This window comes from Pseudomonas sp. fls2-241-TYG-175 (assembly GCF_030209155.1).
Classification (GTDB): domain Bacteria; phylum Pseudomonadota; class Gammaproteobacteria; order Pseudomonadales; family Pseudomonadaceae; genus Aquipseudomonas; species Aquipseudomonas viridiflava.
Map to the genome: position 1 here is coordinate 14,035 of NZ_JARVSO010000035.1, position 18,624 is coordinate 32,658.

20 protein-coding genes and 1 pseudogene are annotated in these 18,624 nt (G+C 59.0%); 9 read left to right on the forward strand and 12 right to left on the reverse strand.

Annotated features, from left to right (window positions below):
- Window positions 1-102: 102 nt before the first annotated feature.
- From rsmD to QRN20_RS21280, 5 genes are all read right to left on the reverse strand, one after another.
- Window positions 103-687: a 16S rRNA (guanine(966)-N(2))-methyltransferase RsmD gene (gene rsmD / locus QRN20_RS21260; RefSeq protein ID WP_004884414.1), complete on the reverse strand. Its 585-nt coding sequence runs from the start codon at window positions 685-687 to the stop codon at window positions 103-105.
- A complete protein-coding gene (locus tag QRN20_RS21265) occupies window positions 687-2,150 on the reverse strand; it encodes a M16 family metallopeptidase (protein ID WP_122606992.1) in 1,464 nt (487 codons plus the stop codon). Before QRN20_RS21265 ends, rsmD begins: the two co-directional genes overlap by 1 nt.
- Window positions 2,147-3,499: a M16 family metallopeptidase gene (locus QRN20_RS21270; protein WP_285361134.1), complete on the reverse strand. Its 1,353-nt coding sequence runs from the start codon at window positions 3,497-3,499 to the stop codon at window positions 2,147-2,149. Before QRN20_RS21270 ends, QRN20_RS21265 begins: the two co-directional genes overlap by 4 nt.
- 394 nt (window positions 3,500-3,893) lie before the next feature.
- Complete coding sequence (locus tag QRN20_RS21275; RefSeq protein WP_029243125.1) at window positions 3,894-5,333, reverse strand: M16 family metallopeptidase; 1,440 nt, start codon at window positions 5,331-5,333, stop codon at window positions 3,894-3,896.
- Complete coding sequence (locus tag QRN20_RS21280) at window positions 5,330-6,655, reverse strand: M16 family metallopeptidase (protein WP_058430881.1); 1,326 nt, start codon at window positions 6,653-6,655, stop codon at window positions 5,330-5,332. Before QRN20_RS21280 ends, QRN20_RS21275 begins: the two co-directional genes overlap by 4 nt.
- Window positions 6,656-6,914: 259 nt before the next feature.
- Here QRN20_RS21280 and ftsY point away from each other — a divergent pair, with 259 nt between their 5' ends.
- The 4 genes from ftsY to rpoH all read left to right on the forward strand — a co-directional run bounded on the left by ftsY (window position 6,915) and on the right by rpoH (window position 11,109).
- On the forward strand, window positions 6,915-8,441 hold the full coding sequence (ftsY, locus tag QRN20_RS21285; protein ID WP_096767091.1) for a signal recognition particle-docking protein FtsY: 1,527 nt from the start codon (window positions 6,915-6,917) through the stop codon (window positions 8,439-8,441).
- Window positions 8,438-9,109 carry a cell division ATP-binding protein FtsE gene (gene ftsE, locus QRN20_RS21290; protein WP_004884405.1) on the forward strand — a complete coding sequence of 224 codons (672 nt, stop codon included), beginning with the start codon at window positions 8,438-8,440 and terminating at the stop codon, window positions 9,107-9,109. The genes ftsY and ftsE overlap by 4 nt, the downstream gene beginning before the upstream one ends.
- Window positions 9,106-10,140: a permease-like cell division protein FtsX gene (gene ftsX / locus QRN20_RS21295; RefSeq protein ID WP_088236088.1), complete on the forward strand. Its 1,035-nt coding sequence runs from the start codon at window positions 9,106-9,108 to the stop codon at window positions 10,138-10,140. The genes ftsE and ftsX overlap by 4 nt, the downstream gene beginning before the upstream one ends.
- Before the next feature lie 114 nt (window positions 10,141-10,254).
- Entirely contained in the window at window positions 10,255-11,109 is an 855-nt protein-coding gene (rpoH, locus tag QRN20_RS21300; protein ID WP_004884403.1) for an RNA polymerase sigma factor RpoH, read from the forward strand.
- A 47-nt stretch (window positions 11,110-11,156) separates the two neighbouring features.
- Here the strand turns inward: rpoH and QRN20_RS21305 are convergent, their stop codons facing one another.
- Complete coding sequence (locus tag QRN20_RS21305) at window positions 11,157-11,396, reverse strand: DUF7683 domain-containing protein (protein WP_025992893.1); 240 nt, start codon at window positions 11,394-11,396, stop codon at window positions 11,157-11,159.
- 191 nt (window positions 11,397-11,587) lie between these two features.
- On the opposite strand from QRN20_RS21305, the pseudogene QRN20_RS21310 reads away from it, so the two are divergent.
- A pseudogene (locus tag QRN20_RS21310) lies at window positions 11,588-11,692 on the forward strand (sigma factor-like helix-turn-helix DNA-binding protein); the annotation flags it as partial.
- A 78-nt stretch (window positions 11,693-11,770) separates the two neighbouring features.
- Here the strand turns inward: QRN20_RS21310 and QRN20_RS21315 are convergent.
- Together QRN20_RS21315 and mtgA are read right to left on the reverse strand one after the other, a co-directional pair.
- Complete coding sequence (locus QRN20_RS21315; RefSeq protein ID WP_122412965.1) at window positions 11,771-12,682, reverse strand: GTP-binding protein; 912 nt, start codon at window positions 12,680-12,682, stop codon at window positions 11,771-11,773.
- A gap of 115 nt (window positions 12,683-12,797) precedes the next feature.
- Window positions 12,798-13,508, reverse strand: coding sequence for a monofunctional biosynthetic peptidoglycan transglycosylase (mtgA, locus tag QRN20_RS21320; RefSeq protein ID WP_122607031.1), 711 nt, complete (start codon window positions 13,506-13,508; stop codon window positions 12,798-12,800).
- Window positions 13,509-13,588: 80 nt separating this feature from the next.
- Between mtgA and QRN20_RS21325 the strand changes: the two genes are divergently transcribed.
- The 4 genes from QRN20_RS21325 (at window position 13,589) to trmB (ending at window position 15,875) form a co-directional block, all read left to right on the forward strand.
- Complete coding sequence (locus QRN20_RS21325; protein ID WP_004884398.1) at window positions 13,589-13,969, forward strand: DUF423 domain-containing protein; 381 nt, start codon at window positions 13,589-13,591, stop codon at window positions 13,967-13,969.
- A 110-nt stretch (window positions 13,970-14,079) separates the two neighbouring features.
- Window positions 14,080-14,280: a sulfur carrier protein ThiS gene (gene thiS, locus QRN20_RS21330; protein WP_029243117.1), complete on the forward strand. Its 201-nt coding sequence runs from the start codon at window positions 14,080-14,082 to the stop codon at window positions 14,278-14,280.
- A 54-nt stretch (window positions 14,281-14,334) separates the two neighbouring features.
- A complete protein-coding gene (locus QRN20_RS21335; protein ID WP_024686365.1) occupies window positions 14,335-15,129 on the forward strand; it encodes a thiazole synthase in 795 nt (264 codons plus the stop codon).
- Between the two features lie 98 nt (window positions 15,130-15,227).
- Window positions 15,228-15,875, forward strand: a complete 648-nt coding sequence (trmB, locus tag QRN20_RS21340; protein WP_213014107.1) for a tRNA (guanosine(46)-N7)-methyltransferase TrmB — start codon at window positions 15,228-15,230, stop codon at window positions 15,873-15,875.
- Between the two features lie 162 nt (window positions 15,876-16,037).
- Here trmB and QRN20_RS21345 read toward each other — a convergent pair whose 3' ends face one another.
- Genes QRN20_RS21345 through QRN20_RS21360 form a run of 4 tightly spaced genes read right to left on the reverse strand, consistent with a single transcriptional unit; the run spans window position 16,038 to window position 18,609 of the window.
- Complete coding sequence (locus tag QRN20_RS21345) at window positions 16,038-16,361, reverse strand: DUF3392 domain-containing protein (protein ID WP_004884392.1); 324 nt, start codon at window positions 16,359-16,361, stop codon at window positions 16,038-16,040.
- Between the two features lie 9 nt (window positions 16,362-16,370).
- Window positions 16,371-17,585 (reverse strand): radical SAM family heme chaperone HemW, encoded by a 1,215-nt coding sequence (gene hemW, locus QRN20_RS21350; RefSeq protein WP_122606990.1) that lies wholly within the window; start codon window positions 17,583-17,585, stop codon window positions 16,371-16,373.
- Window positions 17,582-18,178, reverse strand: coding sequence for an RdgB/HAM1 family non-canonical purine NTP pyrophosphatase (gene rdgB / locus QRN20_RS21355; protein WP_032664029.1), 597 nt, complete (start codon window positions 18,176-18,178; stop codon window positions 17,582-17,584). Before rdgB ends, hemW begins: the two co-directional genes overlap by 4 nt.
- The gene (locus tag QRN20_RS21360; RefSeq protein WP_029243112.1) at window positions 18,175-18,609 is read right to left on the reverse strand and encodes a DUF4426 domain-containing protein; all 435 of its coding nucleotides are present in this window, start codon (window positions 18,607-18,609) and stop codon (window positions 18,175-18,177) included. The genes rdgB and QRN20_RS21360 overlap by 4 nt, the downstream gene beginning before the upstream one ends.
- Window positions 18,610-18,624 lie beyond the last annotated feature (15 nt).

The following is an 18,624-nucleotide window of genomic DNA, read 5'->3' on the forward strand; positions in this document are numbered from 1 at the left end:
AGCCTTTCCATGCAAAGCAGTGTGTTGCTCTGTCCACTCCGGTTGCGAGAACGCAGTCCTCGAAGTGGACTTTCCCAAGAGAGGCAACGAGATCTAAAATCCTTATCCCCGTTGCCAAAGCGCGTAGTACACCTGACCGGCCTTTTTCTCGCGATGCAGCCGCCACGAGCCCGGCAGGCCGGTGGTCGAGGGCGGCGTTTCGCTTTCGGTGTAGATCCAGGCGTTGTCTGCCAGCCAGCCGCGTGTTTCCAGCAGGTTGCAGGCCGAGGCCAGCAGGCCCTGATGGAAGGGCGGATCGAGGAACACCACGTCGAATGGCGATGCCTCGGCGGTTTCCAGATGGCGCAGTGCGTCGGTCTGGGAAACCTGGCCGGTGGTGCAGTTCAGTGCGGTCAGGTTCTGGCGCAGGCTGGCGATGGCCGTCGCGTTGCTGTCCAGCGCCAGGCCCATGCTTGCACCGCGGGACAGCGCTTCGAAATACAACGCGCCACTGCCGGTGAATACATCCAGCACCCTGGCTCCCGCGATATAGGGCGCCAGCCAGTTGAACAGGGTTTCGCGCACGCGATCAGGTGTCGGGCGCAGGCCGGGGGCGTCGGGGAAGGTCAGTTTGCGACTGCCCCATTCGCCGCCGATGATACGAAGCTGACCCAGGCCGTTATGGCCCTTCGGACGTGGATTGGCCATCAGTGCTCTGGAACCCCGGCAGGTTGACGAGTGGGTTTATCGGTCGGCGCAGGCAGTTCTTTCTGCGCCACGGTCGGGCCGACGGTCACGATGACCATCTTGTCGACATCCAGATGCTTGCTCATGGCGGCCTTGACCTGCTCGACGGTCACGCCTTGGGCGGCGGTCATGTAGTCCTCGAGGTAGGTCAGCGGCAGATCATAGAAACCGATGGCACCCAGTTGAGCAACGATGGCGGAGTTGCTGGCGGCGGTCAGCGGGAAGCTGCCGGTCAGTTCGCGCTTCACGTCGTCGAGTTCTTTCTGGGTCGGACCGTTGGCGAGGAAGTCCTTCACGATGCTCTGTACCAGCTTCAAGGTGTTTTCATTCATCTCGGCGCGGGTCTGCAGGTTGATCATGAACGGCCCTTGAGCCTGCATGGCGCTGAAGCCGGACGAAACGCCATAGGTCAGACCGCGCTTTTCGCGCACTTCGGTCATCAGGCGACTGCCAAAACCGCCGCCGCCCAGGACCGAGTTGCCCACGGTCAGCGCGGCGTAATCCGGGTCGTTACGCGTGATGCCCAATTGGGCCAGCATCATCAGCGTCTGGTTGGAGGGAAACTCGATGTGCGTGACACCGGCCTTCGGTTCTACCGGATCGACAACTTTCGCCAATGCCGGGCCTTTTGGCAGCGCCGCCGAAACTTCGGCTGCAAAGGCCTGTGCTTCTTCCTTCGAAAGATCACCTACCAGCGCAATCACCGCATTGCCAGCCGCATAGCCTTTTGCATGGAACGCCTTGAGCTGAGCCAGGGTAATGGCATTGATGCTTTTGGCATCGCCATCGCTCGGGTGCGCGTAGGGGTGGTCACCGTACAGCTTCTGGAACAGCGCCTTGCTGCCGATAGTGCCGGGGTTCTGCTTCTGGTACTCGAAACTGGCACTCAACTGATTCTTGATGCGGGCCAGTGAGTCTGCCGGAAAGGTTGGCTTGCCGACGACTTCACTGAACAGCTTCAAGGCCGGCTCACGCTTGTCGGGTGCGCTCAGGCTGCGCAGCGAAGTGACGGCCATGTCGCGATAGGAGCCGTTTTCGAACTCGGCGCCCAGGCCTTCGAAGCCCTGGGCGATAGCGCTGACATCCTTGCCTTTGACGCCCTCGTTGAGCATGGCGTTGGTCAGCAGGGCGATGCCGGGAGTCTTCTCATCCTGGCTGCTGCCTGCGGCGAAGATCAGTCGCATGTCGATCATCGGCAGTTCGCGGGACTCGACGAACAGCACCTTGGCGCCTTCGGCGGTGTTCCAGGTCTGAATGTTCAGCGCGCGGCGAGCGGGTGCCTTGCCATCCAGTTCCTTGAGCGTTTGCAGGTTGCTGCCCAGTGGCTGGGCGGCAGTTTCATCCGCCATGGCAGGCTGGACGATGAAGGTACTGGCCAGGATCAGGCCAAGCAGCGCATGACGTGGAGCGTTGCGCTTGATCATTTGGCTTTCTCCTCAGGCAGAACGTGCGCAATGCTGAGGCGCTCGCGAGTGAAATAGGTGTTGGTAGCCTTCTGGATGTCCTGCGGCGTCACGCTTTGCAGGGCTTCCAGTTCTCCGTCCATCAGTTTCCAGGACAGGCCGACGGTTTCCAGTTCGCCGATCATGGTCGCCTGACTGGTGATCGAATCGCGCTCGTAGACCACGCCTGCAATGACCTGCGCCCGCACACGCTCCAGCTCTTCAGCGGAAGGTGCCTTGGTTTTCAGGTCGTCCAGCAGGCGCCAGATACCGGCTTCAGCGTCGGCCAGAGTTTTCTTCTTCTGGGCGTTGGGGGTGGCGCTGATCATGAACAGGCTGTCCCCACGGGCAAAGGCGTCGTAGCGGGAGGATGCCGCCGACACCACTTCCTCGCCGCGCTCCAGGCGCGATGGAATGCGTGCGCTGTAGCCGCCGTCGAGCAATGCCGCAATCAGACGCAGGGCATTGACCGAGCGCTGATCTTCCGCAGTGGCCACGCTGGGCACGTTGAAGCCGTAAAGCAGGCTCGGCAGTTGGGTTTTGACATGCAGGGTGATCTTGCGCTCGCCGGGTTCGGCCAGTTCAAGCGGTTTCTTGGACGGCGGCACGTCACGACGCGGGACAGGACCGAAGAAGCGTTCAGCCAAGGCCTTGACCTCATCCGGCTTGACGTCACCGACCACCACCAGTGTGGCGTTGTTAGGTGCGTACCAGGCTTCGTACCAGTGGCGCAGTTCCTCGACCTTCATGCGCTCAAGGTCTGCCATCCAGCCGATGGTCGGTGTGTGATAGCCGCTGGCGGGGTAGGCCAGCGCGTTGAAGCGTTCCAGTGCCTTGCCCAGCGGCTTGTCATCAGTGCGCATGCGGCGCTCTTCCTTGATGACTTCGATCTCGCGGCTGAACTCGTCGGGCGGCAGCTTAAGGGTCGCCATGCGGTCGGCTTCAAGTTCCAGCGCGACGGCCAGGCGATCACTGGCCAGGACCTGATAATAGGCGGTGTAATCATTGCTGGTGAACGCGTTCTCTTCTGCGCCCAGATCGCGCAGGATCAGCGAAGACTCGCCTGGCCCGGTCTTGCTGCTGCCTTTGAACATCATGTGTTCCAGGGCATGGGACAGCCCCGTCTGGCCAGGCGTCTCGTAGCTTGAGCCGACCTTGTACCAGATCTGGGATACCACCACAGGCGCACGGTGGTCTTCGCGGACGATAACCTTGAGGCCATTGTCGAGGGTGAATTCATGAGTCGGTTGCGGATCGGCGGCCAATGCTGTCAGCGGCAAACAGATTGTGCTGAACAGCAGGCCTGCAGCACGGCGGGCTAGAACATTCATTCGTGGTTTGAACCTGTAGGACGGCCTGCGTGAACTTGGCGTCGGCAGGCGCGGGGGTATTAGGATACTGGTCCGTTCGCATGAGAAACAGCCTTCACAGGTCAAATGCGAGTGAAGCGTGTTTGGAACGAAGCTGAAAGATAGCCTTAGAAGGGGCTGCCCCGTGAGCAGGCAGCCCGGAATGTAGCTTTTTTTGCATGTCAGAATCTTTCAGGGTCGCTCTGTTGGCGTGCGGCAATCTGATTCTGAATGAGGCTGGGGTGGAGAAAGCCCTGCGACAGCTTCCATCAGATTGCTCGTTCAGGTCAGCAACCTGATGGAAAGAGTAAGATCAGTTAGACAGTCTCATTTCTCCATAGCTGTCAGTGCCCTTTGACGCTGACTGTTTGAGACGTCAGCCGTTCTGTGTCGGTACAGGCAGCTCTTCCTGCGGCACGGTCGGGCCTACGGTCACCACGATCATCTTGTCAGCACTCAAGTGCCTGCTCATGGCCGAATTTACCTGCTCGACCGTCAGTTCCCGGATGGCTGTCATGTAGTCATCGAATTGGGAAAGGGGAAGGTCGTAGAAACCAATGTCGGCCAACCTGGAGCCGATCGCACCGTTGCCAGCTACCTCCAGAGGGAAGCTGCCGGTTATTGCGCGTTTGACGTCATCCAGTTCCTTCTGGGTCGGCCCGTTGGCCAGGAAGTCGTGCACGATCTCCTGAACCAGCTTCAAGGTGTTTTCACTCATCTCGGCGCGGGTCTGCAACTCGATCATGAAAATTCCAGGCGCTTTCTTGGTAAGGAATCTGGACCAGACGTTGTAGGTCAGGCCGCGCTTTTCACGTACTTCTGTCATCAGGCGGCTGCCGAAACCGTTGCCGCCCAGTATCGAATTGGCCGCCATCAGCGCGGCATAGTCAGTGTGGTTACGCGCTATGCCCGACTGGCCCAGCAAAATCTGCGTCTGGCTGGAAGAAAATTCGAAATGCGTCGAACCTGCCTTGGATTTGACAGGATCGCCAGCCTTCGTCAGTGCGGGACCCTTTGGCAGCGAGGCTGAAACCTGGGCCGCGATAACCTCGGCTTCTTCTCTGGAGGCATCCCCCATCATGGCGATCACCGCATTGCCAGCGGCATAGGCCTTGGCATGAAATGCCTTTAATTGCTCTGCAGTTATTGCAGTGATGCTTTTTTCAGTACCGTCGGTTCGATGGGCGTAGGGGTGATCACCGTAAATGTTCTTGTAAAGCTCATCCCAGGCAATGGAACGGTGCTCCAGCTTCTCATTCTTGATACGTGTGAGCATCTGGCTCTTCAGGCGCGTCAACGAATCGCTCGGGAAGCCAGGTTTGCCGATGATTTCGTTGAAGAGTTTCAAGGCCGGTTCAAGCTTTTCCGCCGCACTCAGGCTGCGCAGACAAACCGTGGCTTTGTCATGATAGGGCCCAGCGTCAAACTGAAACTTGGCTCCAAGACCCTCAAAGATCCGGGCGATTTCGCTGGAGTCCTTGCCGTCGACGCCTTCTTTGAGCATGTAATTGGTCATTGCGGCAATGCCCGGTGTCTCGTCATCCTGGCCACTGCCTGCTGCGAAGGTCAGAATCAGGTCGAACATTGGCAGTTCGTTGGCCTTCACGAACAGTACTTTGACACCTTCTGCGGTGTTCCAGCTCTGGATATTCAACGCCCGACGAGCTGACTTATTGCGATCGAGTTCCTTGAGTGTCTCTAGTTTGCTACCCAGAGGCTGTCTGGTTGCATCGCCGTCCATGGCGGGTGGAGAGATGAAGGTTCCGGCAGGAATCAGGCCGGGCAGCGTCTGTTGTGGAGCGTTGTGCTTGATCATTGGGCTTTCTCCTCAGGCAGCACATGCGCGATGCTGAGGCGCTCGCGGATAAAGTAGGTGTTGGCGGCATTCTGGATGTCCTGCGGCGTCACGTTCCGGAGGGATTCCAGCTCGTCGTCCATCAATTTCAAGGGCAGACCGATCGTTTCAAGTTTGCCGAGTGTGGTGGCCTGGCTGCTTATCAAGTCACGCTCGTAAACCAGGTTTGCAATAACCTGTGCCAAGACACGTTCAAGCTCATCAGTGGATGGTGGCGTGGTCTTCAGATCATCCAATAGGCGCCAGATGCCTGCCTCGACATCAGACAGGGTTTTCTTCTTCTGGATGTTGGGGATGGCGCTGATCGTGAACAGACTGTCGCCCCGAGTAAACGCGTCGTAGCTTGAAGAGGCTGCGGACACCAGTTCTTCTCCACGTAAAAGTTGTACTGGAAGACGTGTGCCGTTACCACCGCTCAGCAATGCTGCAATCATGCGCAGGGCGCAGGCCGAGCGCTGATCTTCAGCTGTGACGAGGCCAGGCACATTGAAGCCATAAAACAGCCTGGGCAGCGCGGTGTCGAGAAGCAGGGTGATCTTGCGCTCGCCCGGTTCTGCAAGTTCCAGCGGTCTTTTCGACGGCTGCACCTCGCGGCGAGGAATGGGGCCGAAAAAACGTTCTGCCAGTGACTTGACTTCGTCCGGCTGAACGTCACCTACCACCACCAGCGTGGCGTTGTTAGGCGCGTACCAGGTTTCATACCAGTGACGCAGTTCCTCGACCTTCATGCGCTCAAGGTCAGCCCTCCAGCCAATGGTCGGGTTGTGATAGCCGCTGGTGGGAAAGGCGAGAGCGTTGAAACGCTCCAGGGCCCTGGCCTTCGGAACGTCATCGGTGTTCCGGCGCCGTTCTTCCTTGATGACTTCGATTTCGAGGCTGAACTCGTCGGCTGGCAACGTGAGGGTTGCCATGCGATCTGCTTCCAGCTCCAGCGCTACGCTCAGGCGATCACAAGCCAGCTCCTGGTAGTAGACGGTGTAGTCGGCACTGGTAAACGCGTTCTGTTCGGCACCGAGGCTGCGCAGGATCAGCGAAGACTCGCCTGGCCCGGTTTTGCTGCTGCCTTTGAACATCATGTGCTCAAGCGCGTGGGACAGACCGGTCTGGCCGGGGATTTCGTAGCTGGAACCCACTTTGTACCAAAGCTGGGAAATGACCACGGGGGCACGGTGGTCTTCGCGGACGATGACCTTGAGGCCGTTGTCGAGGGTGAATTCATGAGTGGGTTGAGGATCGGCGGTCGAGGCCGCCGACGGTAAGGTGTTGCGGGTTGAAATATTCATCCGTGAATATGAACCTGTTGTAGTACGCCCTGCCTGAACTTAGCGTCGGCAGGCGCGAGGATGTTAGGATAATGGTGTGTTTCGTCAGAACCGGCTTTCACCTGTCAAATGCGAGTGAAACCTGCTTGAAACGAAGCTGAACCATATCCCAACAAAGGACTGCAAAGTGAACACGCGGTCCTAAAAGCAGTCTGTTTTTACTGTCAGAATTTTCCGGATCGCGCTCTGGCGTCCCGCAACCTTGAGATAGCCGTCCTCCATGTTTGGTTCTAACGACGACAAGAAAACCCCAGCTGCCGCTGGAGAGAAGAAAGGCCTGTTCGGGTGGCTGCGTAAAAAGCCACAGGAAGCCGAACCCGCGCCGCAAGAGTCAACCGCTGAACAGCCTGAACCGGTCGTCGAAGCGACGCCACAGGTTGAACCGCTCATTGCCCCTCAATCCGCTCCCCTGGCTGTCGAGCCTGCGCCTGCTGCCGAGCCGCAGTCGCATGTGGAACCGGGTCAGCCATCGCCCCAGCCCTGGTTGACGTTGCCGGTGGCCGAAGAGTCGGTGGCGCTGATCGACGAGCTTGAGCCCCACGTCACGCCATCGATTCCCGAACAACATCACGTATCGTCGGCACCTCAATATGCAGCGGTACCTGCTCCAGAGCCTCGGCCTGAGGCCGCGCCTGTCGCCGATATCGTGCCGGTCAGCGTTCCTGAGCCGGTACTTGTCGATCCTGCGCCTGTCGCAGAGCCGATGATTGACCCCGTGGCCCCGGCGCCAGTTGCGCAGCCGGTTCCGCAGGCCGTCGAGCCTATTCAGGAACTCGCGCCTGTCGCTACCCCGGTTCAAGAACCCGAAACCGGCAAGGTCGGCTTTTTCGCCCGTCTCAAGCAAGGGCTGTCGAAAACCAGCGCCAGCATCGGCGAGGGCATGGCCAGCCTGTTTCTCGGCAAGAAAGCCATCGATGATGACCTGCTCGAAGAAATCGAAACCCGCCTGCTGACAGCGGATGTCGGCGTCGAAGCGACATCGGTCATCATCCAGAGCCTGACCCAGAAGGTCGCGCGCAAACAGCTGACCGATGCTCAGGCGCTCTACACCTCGCTGCAAGGCGAACTGGCCGCGATGCTCAAGCCGGTCGAACAGCCGCTGGTCATCAAGGCCGAGCACAAGCCGTTCGTGATACTGGTCGTAGGCGTCAACGGCGCAGGCAAGACCACCACCATCGGCAAGCTGGCCAAGAAGCTGCAGCTTGAAGGCAAGAAGGTCATGTTGGCCGCAGGCGACACCTTCCGTGCCGCTGCCGTTGAGCAGTTGCAGGTCTGGGGCGAGCGCAACAAGATTCCGGTCATCGCTCAGCACACGGGCGCTGACTCCGCTTCGGTCATCTTCGACGCCGTGCAGGCCGCCAAGGCGCGGGGCATCGACGTATTGATCGCCGACACCGCCGGTCGCCTGCACACCAAAGACAACTTGATGGAAGAGCTGAAAAAGGTGCGCCGCGTAATCGGCAAGCTCGACGCAGATGCGCCGCACGAAGTGCTGCTGGTGCTCGATGCGGGCACCGGTCAGAACGCGATCAACCAGGCCAAGCAGTTCAACCAGACTGTCACGCTGACCGGCCTTGCGCTGACCAAGCTGGATGGCACCGCCAAGGGCGGCGTGATTTTCGCGCTGGCCAAGCAGTTCGGTCTGCCCATTCGTTACATCGGCGTCGGCGAGGGTATTGATGACCTGCGCACCTTCGAAGCCGAACCCTTTGTTCAGGCTCTGTTTGCGGAGCGGGAGCGTCCATGATTCGTTTCGAGCAGGTCGGTAAGCGCTATCCGAATGGACATGTCGGGTTGCACGAACTGAGCTTTCGAGTACGTCGCGGCGAGTTTCTGTTTGTCACCGGGCATTCCGGTGCAGGCAAGAGCACGCTGCTGCGCCTGTTGCTGGCCATGGAGCGCCCGACAACCGGCAAACTGATGCTGGCTGGCCAGGACCTCGGCCAGATCAGCAATGCGCAGATCCCGTTCCTGCGTCGGCAGATCGGTGTCGTGTTTCAGAATCACCAGTTGCTGTTTGATCGCACGGTGTTCAACAACATCGCACTGCCCTTGCAGATACTCGGGCTGTCCAAGCCTGAAATCGCCAAGCGCGTCGATTCGGCGCTGGATCGCGTGGCGCTGTCCGACAAGGCCGACCTGTACCCCGGTGATCTTTCCACCGGCCAGCAGCAGCGCGTCGGTATCGCGCGCGCTATCGTGCACCGTCCGGCCTTGCTGCTGGCGGATGAGCCGACCGGTAACCTCGATCCACGATTGGCAGCGGAAATCATGGGTGTGTTCGAAGACATCAACCGACTGGGCACCAGTGTGCTCATCGCCAGTCACGACTTGGCGCTCATCGCTCGCATGCGTCACCGCATGCTGACCCTGCAACGCGGTCGTCTGATCGGTGACGGGGAGGCCGGAGTATGAGTGCCACACGCAGTCCAAAGGTTGCAGAGCGTGTCGCGCCAAAGGCGGCTGATCCTGCACCCGGAAAACAGAAAAAACAGCGTCACGATCACGACGATGACGGGCCGGACTTCAGCACGCTGCTTTCAGCCTGGCTTGAAAGCCATCGCTCAAGCATGGTCGACAGCCTGCGTCGTCTGGGCAAGCAGCCCATTGGCAGCTTTTTTACCTGCCTGGTCATGGCCATTGCCCTGAGCCTGCCCATGGGCTTGTCGTTGCTGTTGAGTAACGTCGAGCGTCTGGGCGGTTCCTGGCAGCGAGCAGCACAGATCTCGATCTACCTGAATCTGGACGCCAGCACAGCCGATGGCACTCGCATGCGTGATGAGATCAAGGCGATGCCCGGCGTGGCGGATGCCGAGTACATCAGCAGCGAACAGGCGCTGGCCGAGTTTCAACAACAGTCCGGGCTGGGTGAAGCGCTCAAGGAGCTGCCGGTAAACCCGTTGCCCGGCGTGGTGCTGGTGACGCCAGACGAAGTCGACAAGCCCGCGCTGGAAGCCTTGCGCACCCGTCTTGCCGAACTGCCCAAGGTGCAGCAGGCCCAGCTCGATCTGGTCTGGGTCGAGCGCTTGGCAGCGATCCTCAAGCTGGGTGACCGGTTTGTGTTCGGCTTGACGGTTCTGCTGGTCTCGGCTTTGCTGTTGGTAATTGGTAACACAATACGTCTGCACATCGAGAACCGTCGCACCGAGATCGAAGTGATCAAGCTGGTGGGCGGGACTGACAGCTATGTGCGCAGGCCCTTCCTCTATATGGGCGCGCTGTACGGTTTCGGGGCAGGCATCCTGTCCTGGGGCGTGCTGGCCTATGGCTTGAACTGGCTGAACGGCGCTGTGACCGGATTGGCGGGGCTTTACGGAAGTGACTTTGCGCTCACGGGTGTGCCGATGGGTGATGGTTTTTCGCTCTTGCTTGGAGCGGTGTTGTTAGGGTATATCGGTGCTTGGATTGCGGTCGCCCGTCACTTGCGTGAACTGGCGCCACGGTAGAGCTAAAATTGTTTCACCAGATTGGCTTCTGAAAATCAAGGAACTTGTCTCGCGGTTCCAAGTCAATCTGGCAGTGCTGAACTGCACATTTATGTGCGCTGGAGGTTTTTTCGTATGACCAATTCTTTGCAACCTGCTTATGCCTTAGTCCCGGGTGCGAACCTTGAGGCCTACGTGCATACGGTCAACAGCATTCCGCTGCTGACGCCCGAGCAGGAGCGTGAACTGGCTGAGAGTCTCTACTATGAGCAGGATCTGGGGGCGGCTCGGCAGATGGTTCTCGCCCACCTGCGTTTTGTCGTGCACATCGCACGCAGTTATTCCGGTTACGGTCTGGCTCAGGCTGACCTGATCCAGGAAGGTAACGTCGGTCTGATGAAGGCCGTGAAGCGTTTCAACCCTGAAATGGGTGTGCGTCTGGTGTCGTTCGCCGTGCACTGGATCAAGGCTGAAATTCACGAGTTCATCCTGCGCAACTGGCGCATCGTGAAAGTCGCCACGACCAAGGCGCAGCGCAAGCTGTTCTTCAACCTGCGCAGCCAGAAGAAGCGTCTGGCCTGGCTGAACAACGACGAAGTGCATCGCGTCGCTGAAAGCCTGGGTGTCGAGCCACGTGAAGTGCGCGAGATGGAAAGCCGCCTGACCGGCCACGACATGGCATTCGACCCGGCAGCCGAAGCTGACGACGACAGTGCGTTCCAGTCGCCAGCCAACTACCTGGAAGACCACCGCTATGACCCGGCGCGTCAGTTGGAAGATTCCGACTGGACCGACAACTCCACCGCCAATCTGCATCAGGCGCTGGACGTGCTGGACGAACGCAGCCGCGACATCCTCTACCAGCGCTGGCTGGCAGAAGAAAAAGCCACGCTGCACGACCTAGCGCAGAAGTACAACGTCTCCGCCGAGCGTATTCGTCAGCTCGAGAAGAGTGCGATGAACAAGCTCAAGACGTCGATAGCGGCGTAACGTAGCCGGTAACGCAAAACGCCCCGATCTGATCGGGGCGTTTTTGTTTAAAGGTCGTCAGCGTTGCACGTCAACTGGTAGAAGTAGTTCGGATCATGGGGCTCATCACCGATGATCCTGACGATTGCTTCCAACTGAGAAGCGTTCAGGTTGTAGCCTTCATCGCCCCACTGCTCGGATGTCCAGCCCATGATGAGCTTGAGTTGCTCATCGTGGCCTGCAGGGATTTCTTTCTCAAAGGCTAGTAGCTCGGTTTTTTTGTCGAATGCTTCAAGTAGGTATTTCACGGTTCGATACTCCGTCTAGGATTCGCATTCAAATCTTTTTTCTCGGAAGTAATTTCCGGCTTTCGATAAGGCTGGCAAGATATAAAGATAGTCTGAATGTCCAAGCAAGGTGTCGGGATAAAACAAGAAGGATGCTACGAGATTAAGTAAATAATCATACGTAGTGATGGGGCAGTTTCATTCTTTAATGTTCGACACTTCACGACCTGGCGCAGAAGTACAACGTATCCGCCGAGCGCATTCGTCAGCTTGAGAAGAGTGCGATGAACAAGCTCAAGATGTCGATAGCGGCGTAACGTAGCCGGTAACGCAAAACGCCCCGATCTGATCGGGGCGTTTTTGTTTGCGGTCCGGGCACATTATGATGGCTACGGTCATTTGATGATGTTGAGTACGATGCCTGTCCCTATCGTGAGACCGCTTTCTGTAATAGTGAAGTTCTGACCTTTTTCCATTGCGATGGCTTGACTTAACGTGACATCAACGACTGTGTTGTCGCCCGCCATTGTCTTCTCGGCAGGCAACCGCAATTGGCCGGTCACTTCGCTTGTAAGAAAGTTGAATTTAGGTTTGTAATAATTTTGGATCGCTGTGAAAACGCCGCCTTCTTCCTTGCTCAATAAATAAATCATGGCTTCGAACTGTGTGTGCGGTTGGGGGAGTGTTTTGTCAGCAGTAGCGACTGTCGGTGTATGGCTGTCCAAGGCTTCAAGCAATTTCTTGACGGCAGTGGTTCCCATTTGATTGTCGTCTTTGCCTTCCAATGCCATAAAAGCGGAACCCTTGATAATCAAGGTGTCATCGCCGGGGAAGCCTGCTGCTATGAGCTTTTCGCGGATTTCCTGCTCATAGAACTCCTGATCGTCGGCTTCGCCAACCATTTCAGCCTTGTTCAGGAAGACGATGACGTACGGTACACCCACATGGCCGCATAGCAGAATGTGCTCATGAGTTTGAGATTGCATACCGCCTACGGCCGAGCATACAAGAATAGCGGCATCGACCTTTATTCCGCCGGAGATGAAGCCTTTTACGTAGTCACTTGAACGCGGGCAGTCAATATGGGCGAGGTGACATTGCTTCGAATCATATTTCACGTGAGCTGCTTTGAACGTAACTGCGCCGCATTTCTCGTCCGGCGCATTGTTGACAGTATCGAACTCTACTTTGGCAGAGCCGAAATCCGCTGAGCAAACGCGCGACAGTGCAGCAGTCAGTGTGGTTTTACCATGGCCTTCATGGCCGACCGTGCAGACATTAAGCGTACGTTTTGTGGCACCTGACATAATCGCGAACTCCTTTTCAGTGGGTATCCATAAGCAGAGGCTAAGGCGGGATCATTTCAGGGTCTACTATCAGTATTATCAGGGGCGGCTGCCATCCGGACCATTGCGAACGCCATCACCACCGACGGCTGCTATTCAAATTCGCCAGATAATCATCCCCGCCCAATTGCCGCATCTGCTGACGGATCCAGCCGGCGCGGCGGGAAACGTAGCTGCTGGGGTGGCTGGCGCTCCATTCTCTGGGGTTGGGCAGGACGGCGGCGAGGTAGCTGGCCTGCTGGACCGTCAGGGCGCTCGCGTTGACGCGGAAATGGTGCTGCGCGGCCGCTTGTGCGCCGAACACGCCTTCGTCCCATTCGACGCTGTTGAGGTAGACCTCAAGGATGCGCTCCTTGGACCACAACATCTCAATGAGCATCGTGAACCAGGCTTCGAGGCCTTTGCGCAGGTAGCTGCGGCCGGACCATAAAAACAGGTTTTTCGAGACTTGCTGGCTCAGGGTGCTGGCACCTCGGATCGAGCCGCCACGTTCGTTGTGCAGAATCGCGGCCTGGATCGCGTCGACGTCGAAACCCCAGTGCTCGGCAAACTTCTGGTCTTCGCCTGCAATAACGGCGATTTTCAGGTTGTCGGAAATCTTGTCCCACGGCTGCCAGTCGCGTTGCAGATCGATAGGCTGACCGTCAAACCAGGATTCCACCTTGCGCTCCACCATCAGCGCCGTGCCGGGCGGCGGTATCCAGCGGAAGATGATAACCAGAATGACACTGCCGGCAGCGAACCACAGCAGGGCTTTGATAAGGCGACGAAAGAGAGACTGCAGCATAGAGATGGCTTGGCCGAACCCGTTGAGCGGGCCATTATACAGACCGTGCGCCTTCGGACGATTTTTCACTGGAGTTCCTGATGCTTCGTAGCTTTTTAATGCTGGCCGCCTTCTTCGGTTTTACGGGCGTGGCGCTTGGTGCCTTCGCCGCTCATGGCCTGAAAGGGCGTCTGACCGCCGAGTACCTGACCATCTTCCAGACCGGCGTGCTGTACCAACTCGTTCATGCGCTGGCGCTGCTGGGTGTGGCCGTACTGGCCGCACAGCTTCCGGGTCGGCTGGTCACCTGGGCCGGCATTTCCTTTGCCATCGGCATTCTGCTGTTTTCCGGCAGCCTGTATGCACTGACCCTGACCGGCATCAGCAAGCTGGGCATCATCACCCCGTTCGGCGGTCTGGCGTTCCTGTTTGGCTGGGCGACCCTGGGGCTGGCGGCATGGCGTCTGGGTTCTGCACCCTGAACGTGGCGCAGATTGCCGAGGTCGCTTGAGACGAATGGCGCGGCTTTGATTTGGTCATACCGGCTGATCGGGCTAGAATGCTGGCCCCCTAAAATGATGGCTGCTCTCGCATGCACATTCAGTTGAACGGTGAGTCCTTTGAATTGCCCGACGGCGCAACCGTCGCGGCGCTGCTGACCCGTCTGGAACTTGCCGGACGCCGCGTCGCAGTGGAATTGAATCTGGATATCGTGCCGCGCAGCCAGCACGAGGCCACTGCCCTGTCCGAAGGTGATCAGGTCGAAGTGGTCCACGCCATCGGCGGCGGCTAGTTCGCAGCGCTGGACGGCGACGCCCCCTAATCTGCAAGTTGAAGAGGATTTCCGATGAGCAATGTTCGCAGCGACAAGCCCTTCGTTCTGGCCGGTCGGACCTTTGAGTCGCGCCTGCTGGTAGGTACTGGCAAATACGTGGACATGGAGCAGACCCGTCTGGCCATCGAAGCCTCGGGTGCCGAGATCGTCACCGTTGCCGTGCGCCGGACCAACCTGGGTCAGAACCCGGGCGAGCCGAACCTGCTGGATGTGCTGCCCCCGGATCGTTACACCATTCTGCCGAACACCGCCGGCTGCTTCGATGCCGTCGAAGCGGTGCGCACCTGCCGCCTGTCCCGCGAACTGCTGGACGGCCGCAATCTGGTCAAGCTGGAAGTCCTGGCCGACCAGAAGACCCTGTTCCCCAACGTGATCGAGACCCTCAAGGCCGCAGAAGTGCTGGTCAAGGACGGTTTCGACGTGATGGTCTACACCAGCGATGACCCGATCATCGCTCGCCAACTGGCCGAAATCGGCTGCATCGCCATCATGCCGCTGGCCGGCCTGATCGGCAGTGGTCTGGGGATCTGCAACCCGTACAACCTGCAGATCATTCTGGAAGAGACCAAAGTGCCGGTGCTGGTCGATGCCGGTGTCGGGACCGCTTCCGATGCCACCATCGCAATGGAGCTGGGTTGCGAGGCCGTGTTGATGAACTCCGCCATCGCCCACGCCCAGCAGCCGATCATGATGGCCGAAGCCATGAAGCACGCTGTAATTGCCGGTCGTCTGGCGTACCTCGCCGGACGCATGCCACGAAAACTCTATGCCAGCGCATCTTCGCCGCTGGATGGCCTGATCAAGTAAGAGCCCGTTTGATGACTGATTCGCACGTTCCGCACCCAGAGTCGCCTGCTACCGAAGAGGGCGAAGAGCGCCAACACCGCCGCATCAAGAGTTTCGTGATGCGTGCTGGCCGCATGACCGAAGGCCAGCAGCGCGGTCTGGATCAGGGGCGTCCGAAGTTCGGCCTGTCCTTGACGGATGCGCCGGTCGATTTTGATCAGGTGTTCGGCCGCTCTGCGCCGCGCACGCTGGAAATCGGCTTCGGCATGGGGCACTCGCTGCTGGAAATGGCTGCGGCTGCGCCCGAGCAGGACTTCATCGGCGTTGAAGTGCATTACCCCGGTGTCGGCGCATTGCTCAATGGCGTGCTGACTCAGGGCCTGACCAACGTGCGGGTCTATGACTGCGATGCCATCGAAGTGCTGAATCGCTGTATTGCGGACAACAGCCTGGATCGCCTGATGCTGTTCTTCCCGGATCCATGGCACAAGAGCCGTCACCACAAGCGCCGCATCGTGCAGCCTGAGTTTGCCGCGCTGGTACGTAGCAAGCTGAAGACCGGTGGCGTGTTCCACATGGCGACCGACTGGGGTCCTTACGCCGAGTACATGCTGGAAGTGATGAGCGTCGCGCCGGGTTTCCGCAATCAGGCCGAAGACAATCAGTACGTGCCACGCCCGGCCGAACGCCCGATCACCAAGTTCGAACGCCGTGGCGAGCGTCTTGGCCATGGTGTCTGGGATTTGAAATTCGAGAAGGTTGACTGACCGTCGAAGCGGACGCGGAGCGTCCTGAGAGGCGTTACCACGCTGGGGCGTGGGAACGATCAGCGTGAAGTTGACGATCGTGCCCATGCTCCGCGTGGGCATGCAGCCCGGGACGCTCTGCGTCACATCTTCAAGCGAACGCGGAGCGCTGGAATGATCAAATCACTTTCTGTCCGCAACCACTCCGATCAGCACCAGCACCACCAACAGCACCGGCGCCAGGCTGTAGTTGTTGAACTGGCTCAGGCCGCGCACGACCCAGGGGGTGGCGTAGATCAGGGCCAGGCCGCTGCCGACGGTGCACAGCAGGGCCATGATCGGGATGCGCAAGGCGCCTGCCATGCTGCCCACGCGCTGTTCCAGCCAGCCTTTGACATCCGAGCCGAACAGCACCAGCAGGCAGCCCACCAGCGCCAGGGCGATTTCTGAAAGGTTGCTGCGACTCCAGCGTGACACGGTGGCGAGCAGATCGAGTACGAGATCCATGCAGGGTCCTTAGATCAGAAAGTATTGCAACAAGTCATTGAGGAAAAGCTGGCCTTGCGGCGTCGCTGCCAGACGTGTCGGGTCGGTCTGCAACAGACCGCGTTGCTCCGCCTGTTTACGAGCGCTGGCCAGTGAGTCGACGCTTAGACCCGTTCTTTCCCGAAATAATGCAGCGTCCACGCCCTTTGTCAGTCGCAAGGCGTTCATCAGGAACTCGAACGGCAATTCATCCAGCGGCAATAGCTTCATGCCCGCCTGAAAAGGTTTGTCAGGGTTCAGGTAGTCCTTGGGCAGCCGCGTTTTCCAGGTACGGAAAATACGCCCGTCCAGATGGCTCAGCTTGCCATGAGCGCCCGCGCCGATCCCGATGAAATCGCCGAACGCCCAGTAATTCAGGTTATGCCGCGCCGGTTTGCCGGGCTGTGCATAGGCCGACACTTCGTATTGCGCGTAGCCATGGTCCGCCAGCAGTTGCTGGCCGGTTTCCTGAATGTCCCAGAGGATGTCGTCTTCCGGCAGCACCGGCGGCTGGTTCCAGAACACCGTGTTGGGCTCCAGTGTCAGCTGATACCAGGACAGATGGGTCGGTTTCAGCGCGATGGCTTGTCTCAGGTCATCCAGCGCTTCGTCTTGCGATTGATCCGGCAAGCCATGCATCAGGTCCAGGTTGAAGTTGTCGAAACCGGCCTGACGCGCCATGTCCGCCGCGCGGATTGCTTCGTCACCATTGTGGATTCGGCCCAGCGCCTTGAGCTTGGATTCCTGAAAGCTCTGGATGCCGATGGACAGCCGGTTGATGCCCAATGCGCGATAGGCGCTGAACTTGGCCTGCTCGAACGTACCGGGGTTGGCTTCAAGGGTGATTTCGATATCGCTGGCGAATCGAATGCGTTGTTCCACACCTTTCAACAGACGGCCCAGCGCCTCGGCACTGAACAGGCTGGGCGTGCCGCCACCGAAGAAGATCGATTGCAGCTCGCGGCCGTAGACGTGTGGCAGGTCCTGATCCAGATCGGCCAGCAGTGCGTCGACGTACTCCTGTTCCGGCAGCACCGGGCTGGCCGTGTGGGAGTTGAAGTCGCAATACGGGCATTTGCGCACGCACCACGGAATGTGAATGTACAGCGCCAGCGGCGGCAGGTACGGCAATGCAGGGCGCGGGCCTTCGGACGAAAAACCGGTCTCGCCCAGAAACAGCGGCTGCGCAGGCGGATCGTGGATCATTGCAGACCCAGGCGCTGGCGCAGCAGGACCATGGCGCGGGCGCGATGGCTGAGCTGGTTTTTCTCGACAGGCCCGAGCTCTGCGCTGGAGCAGTCGCGCTCCGGCACCCAGAACAGCGGGTCGTAGCCAAAGCCGTGTTCGCCGCTGGCTGCATGCAGAATGCGCCCGTGCCACAGGCCTTCACACAGAATCGGCAGTGGGTCATCGGCGTGTCGCACCAGCGCCAGCACGCACACGAACTGCGCACCGCGTTGCTCGTCCGGCACGTCTTTCAATGCGTCCAGCAGCTTGGCGTTGTTGGCCGCGTCGCCCTTGCCATCGGCGTAGCGTGCCGAATAGATCCCCGGCGCGCCGCCCAGAAAGTCCACCGCCAGCCCCGAGTCGTCCGCCAGGGCAGGCAGGCCCGACAGGCGCGATGCGTTGCGGGCCTTGAGGATGGCGTTCTCGACGAACGACAGGCCGGTCTCTTCCGGCTCGATCTGGCTGAATTCGCCTACTGAGCGCAGGGTGACGCTGTCGCCGAGCATGGCCTGGAGTTCTTTGAGCTTGCCAGCGTTGTGGCTGGCCAGTACGAGTTGGGTAAGGTTCATCATTGGCCCGGAAAGAGTTCCTGGTTAAAACTGAAACGGTGAGTATTGCCGTCTGTCTGGACGGTAATGTCGAAAATTCGGACTTCCTGCTGCGGCACAGGGTACTGCGCCACATAGCTGACCGCGCCGTATTCGGTGACCGGCTTGAAACCCAGCGGCAGCGAGTCATTGGCCAGATCCCTGATCGTCCCGCTGACCTGCGCCATCTGCGGCTTTCCATTACGGACCACAGAGATGTTGATGACACCCTGTTCCTTGCTGCGGATCAGCTCCGCATTTCTGGCGATGTCCGGTTGCAGCACCGTCGAATTGAAGGTGTTGTAGTAAACCGTGATGTCGCCAAACTGCTCCTGACGATTGCCCTTGATGGCGTCTGCTGCCATTGCGGGCAGGCTCAGACTGGCGATCAGCAGAGACAGCATCAGGCGGCGCATGTCGTTTCCTCGAAA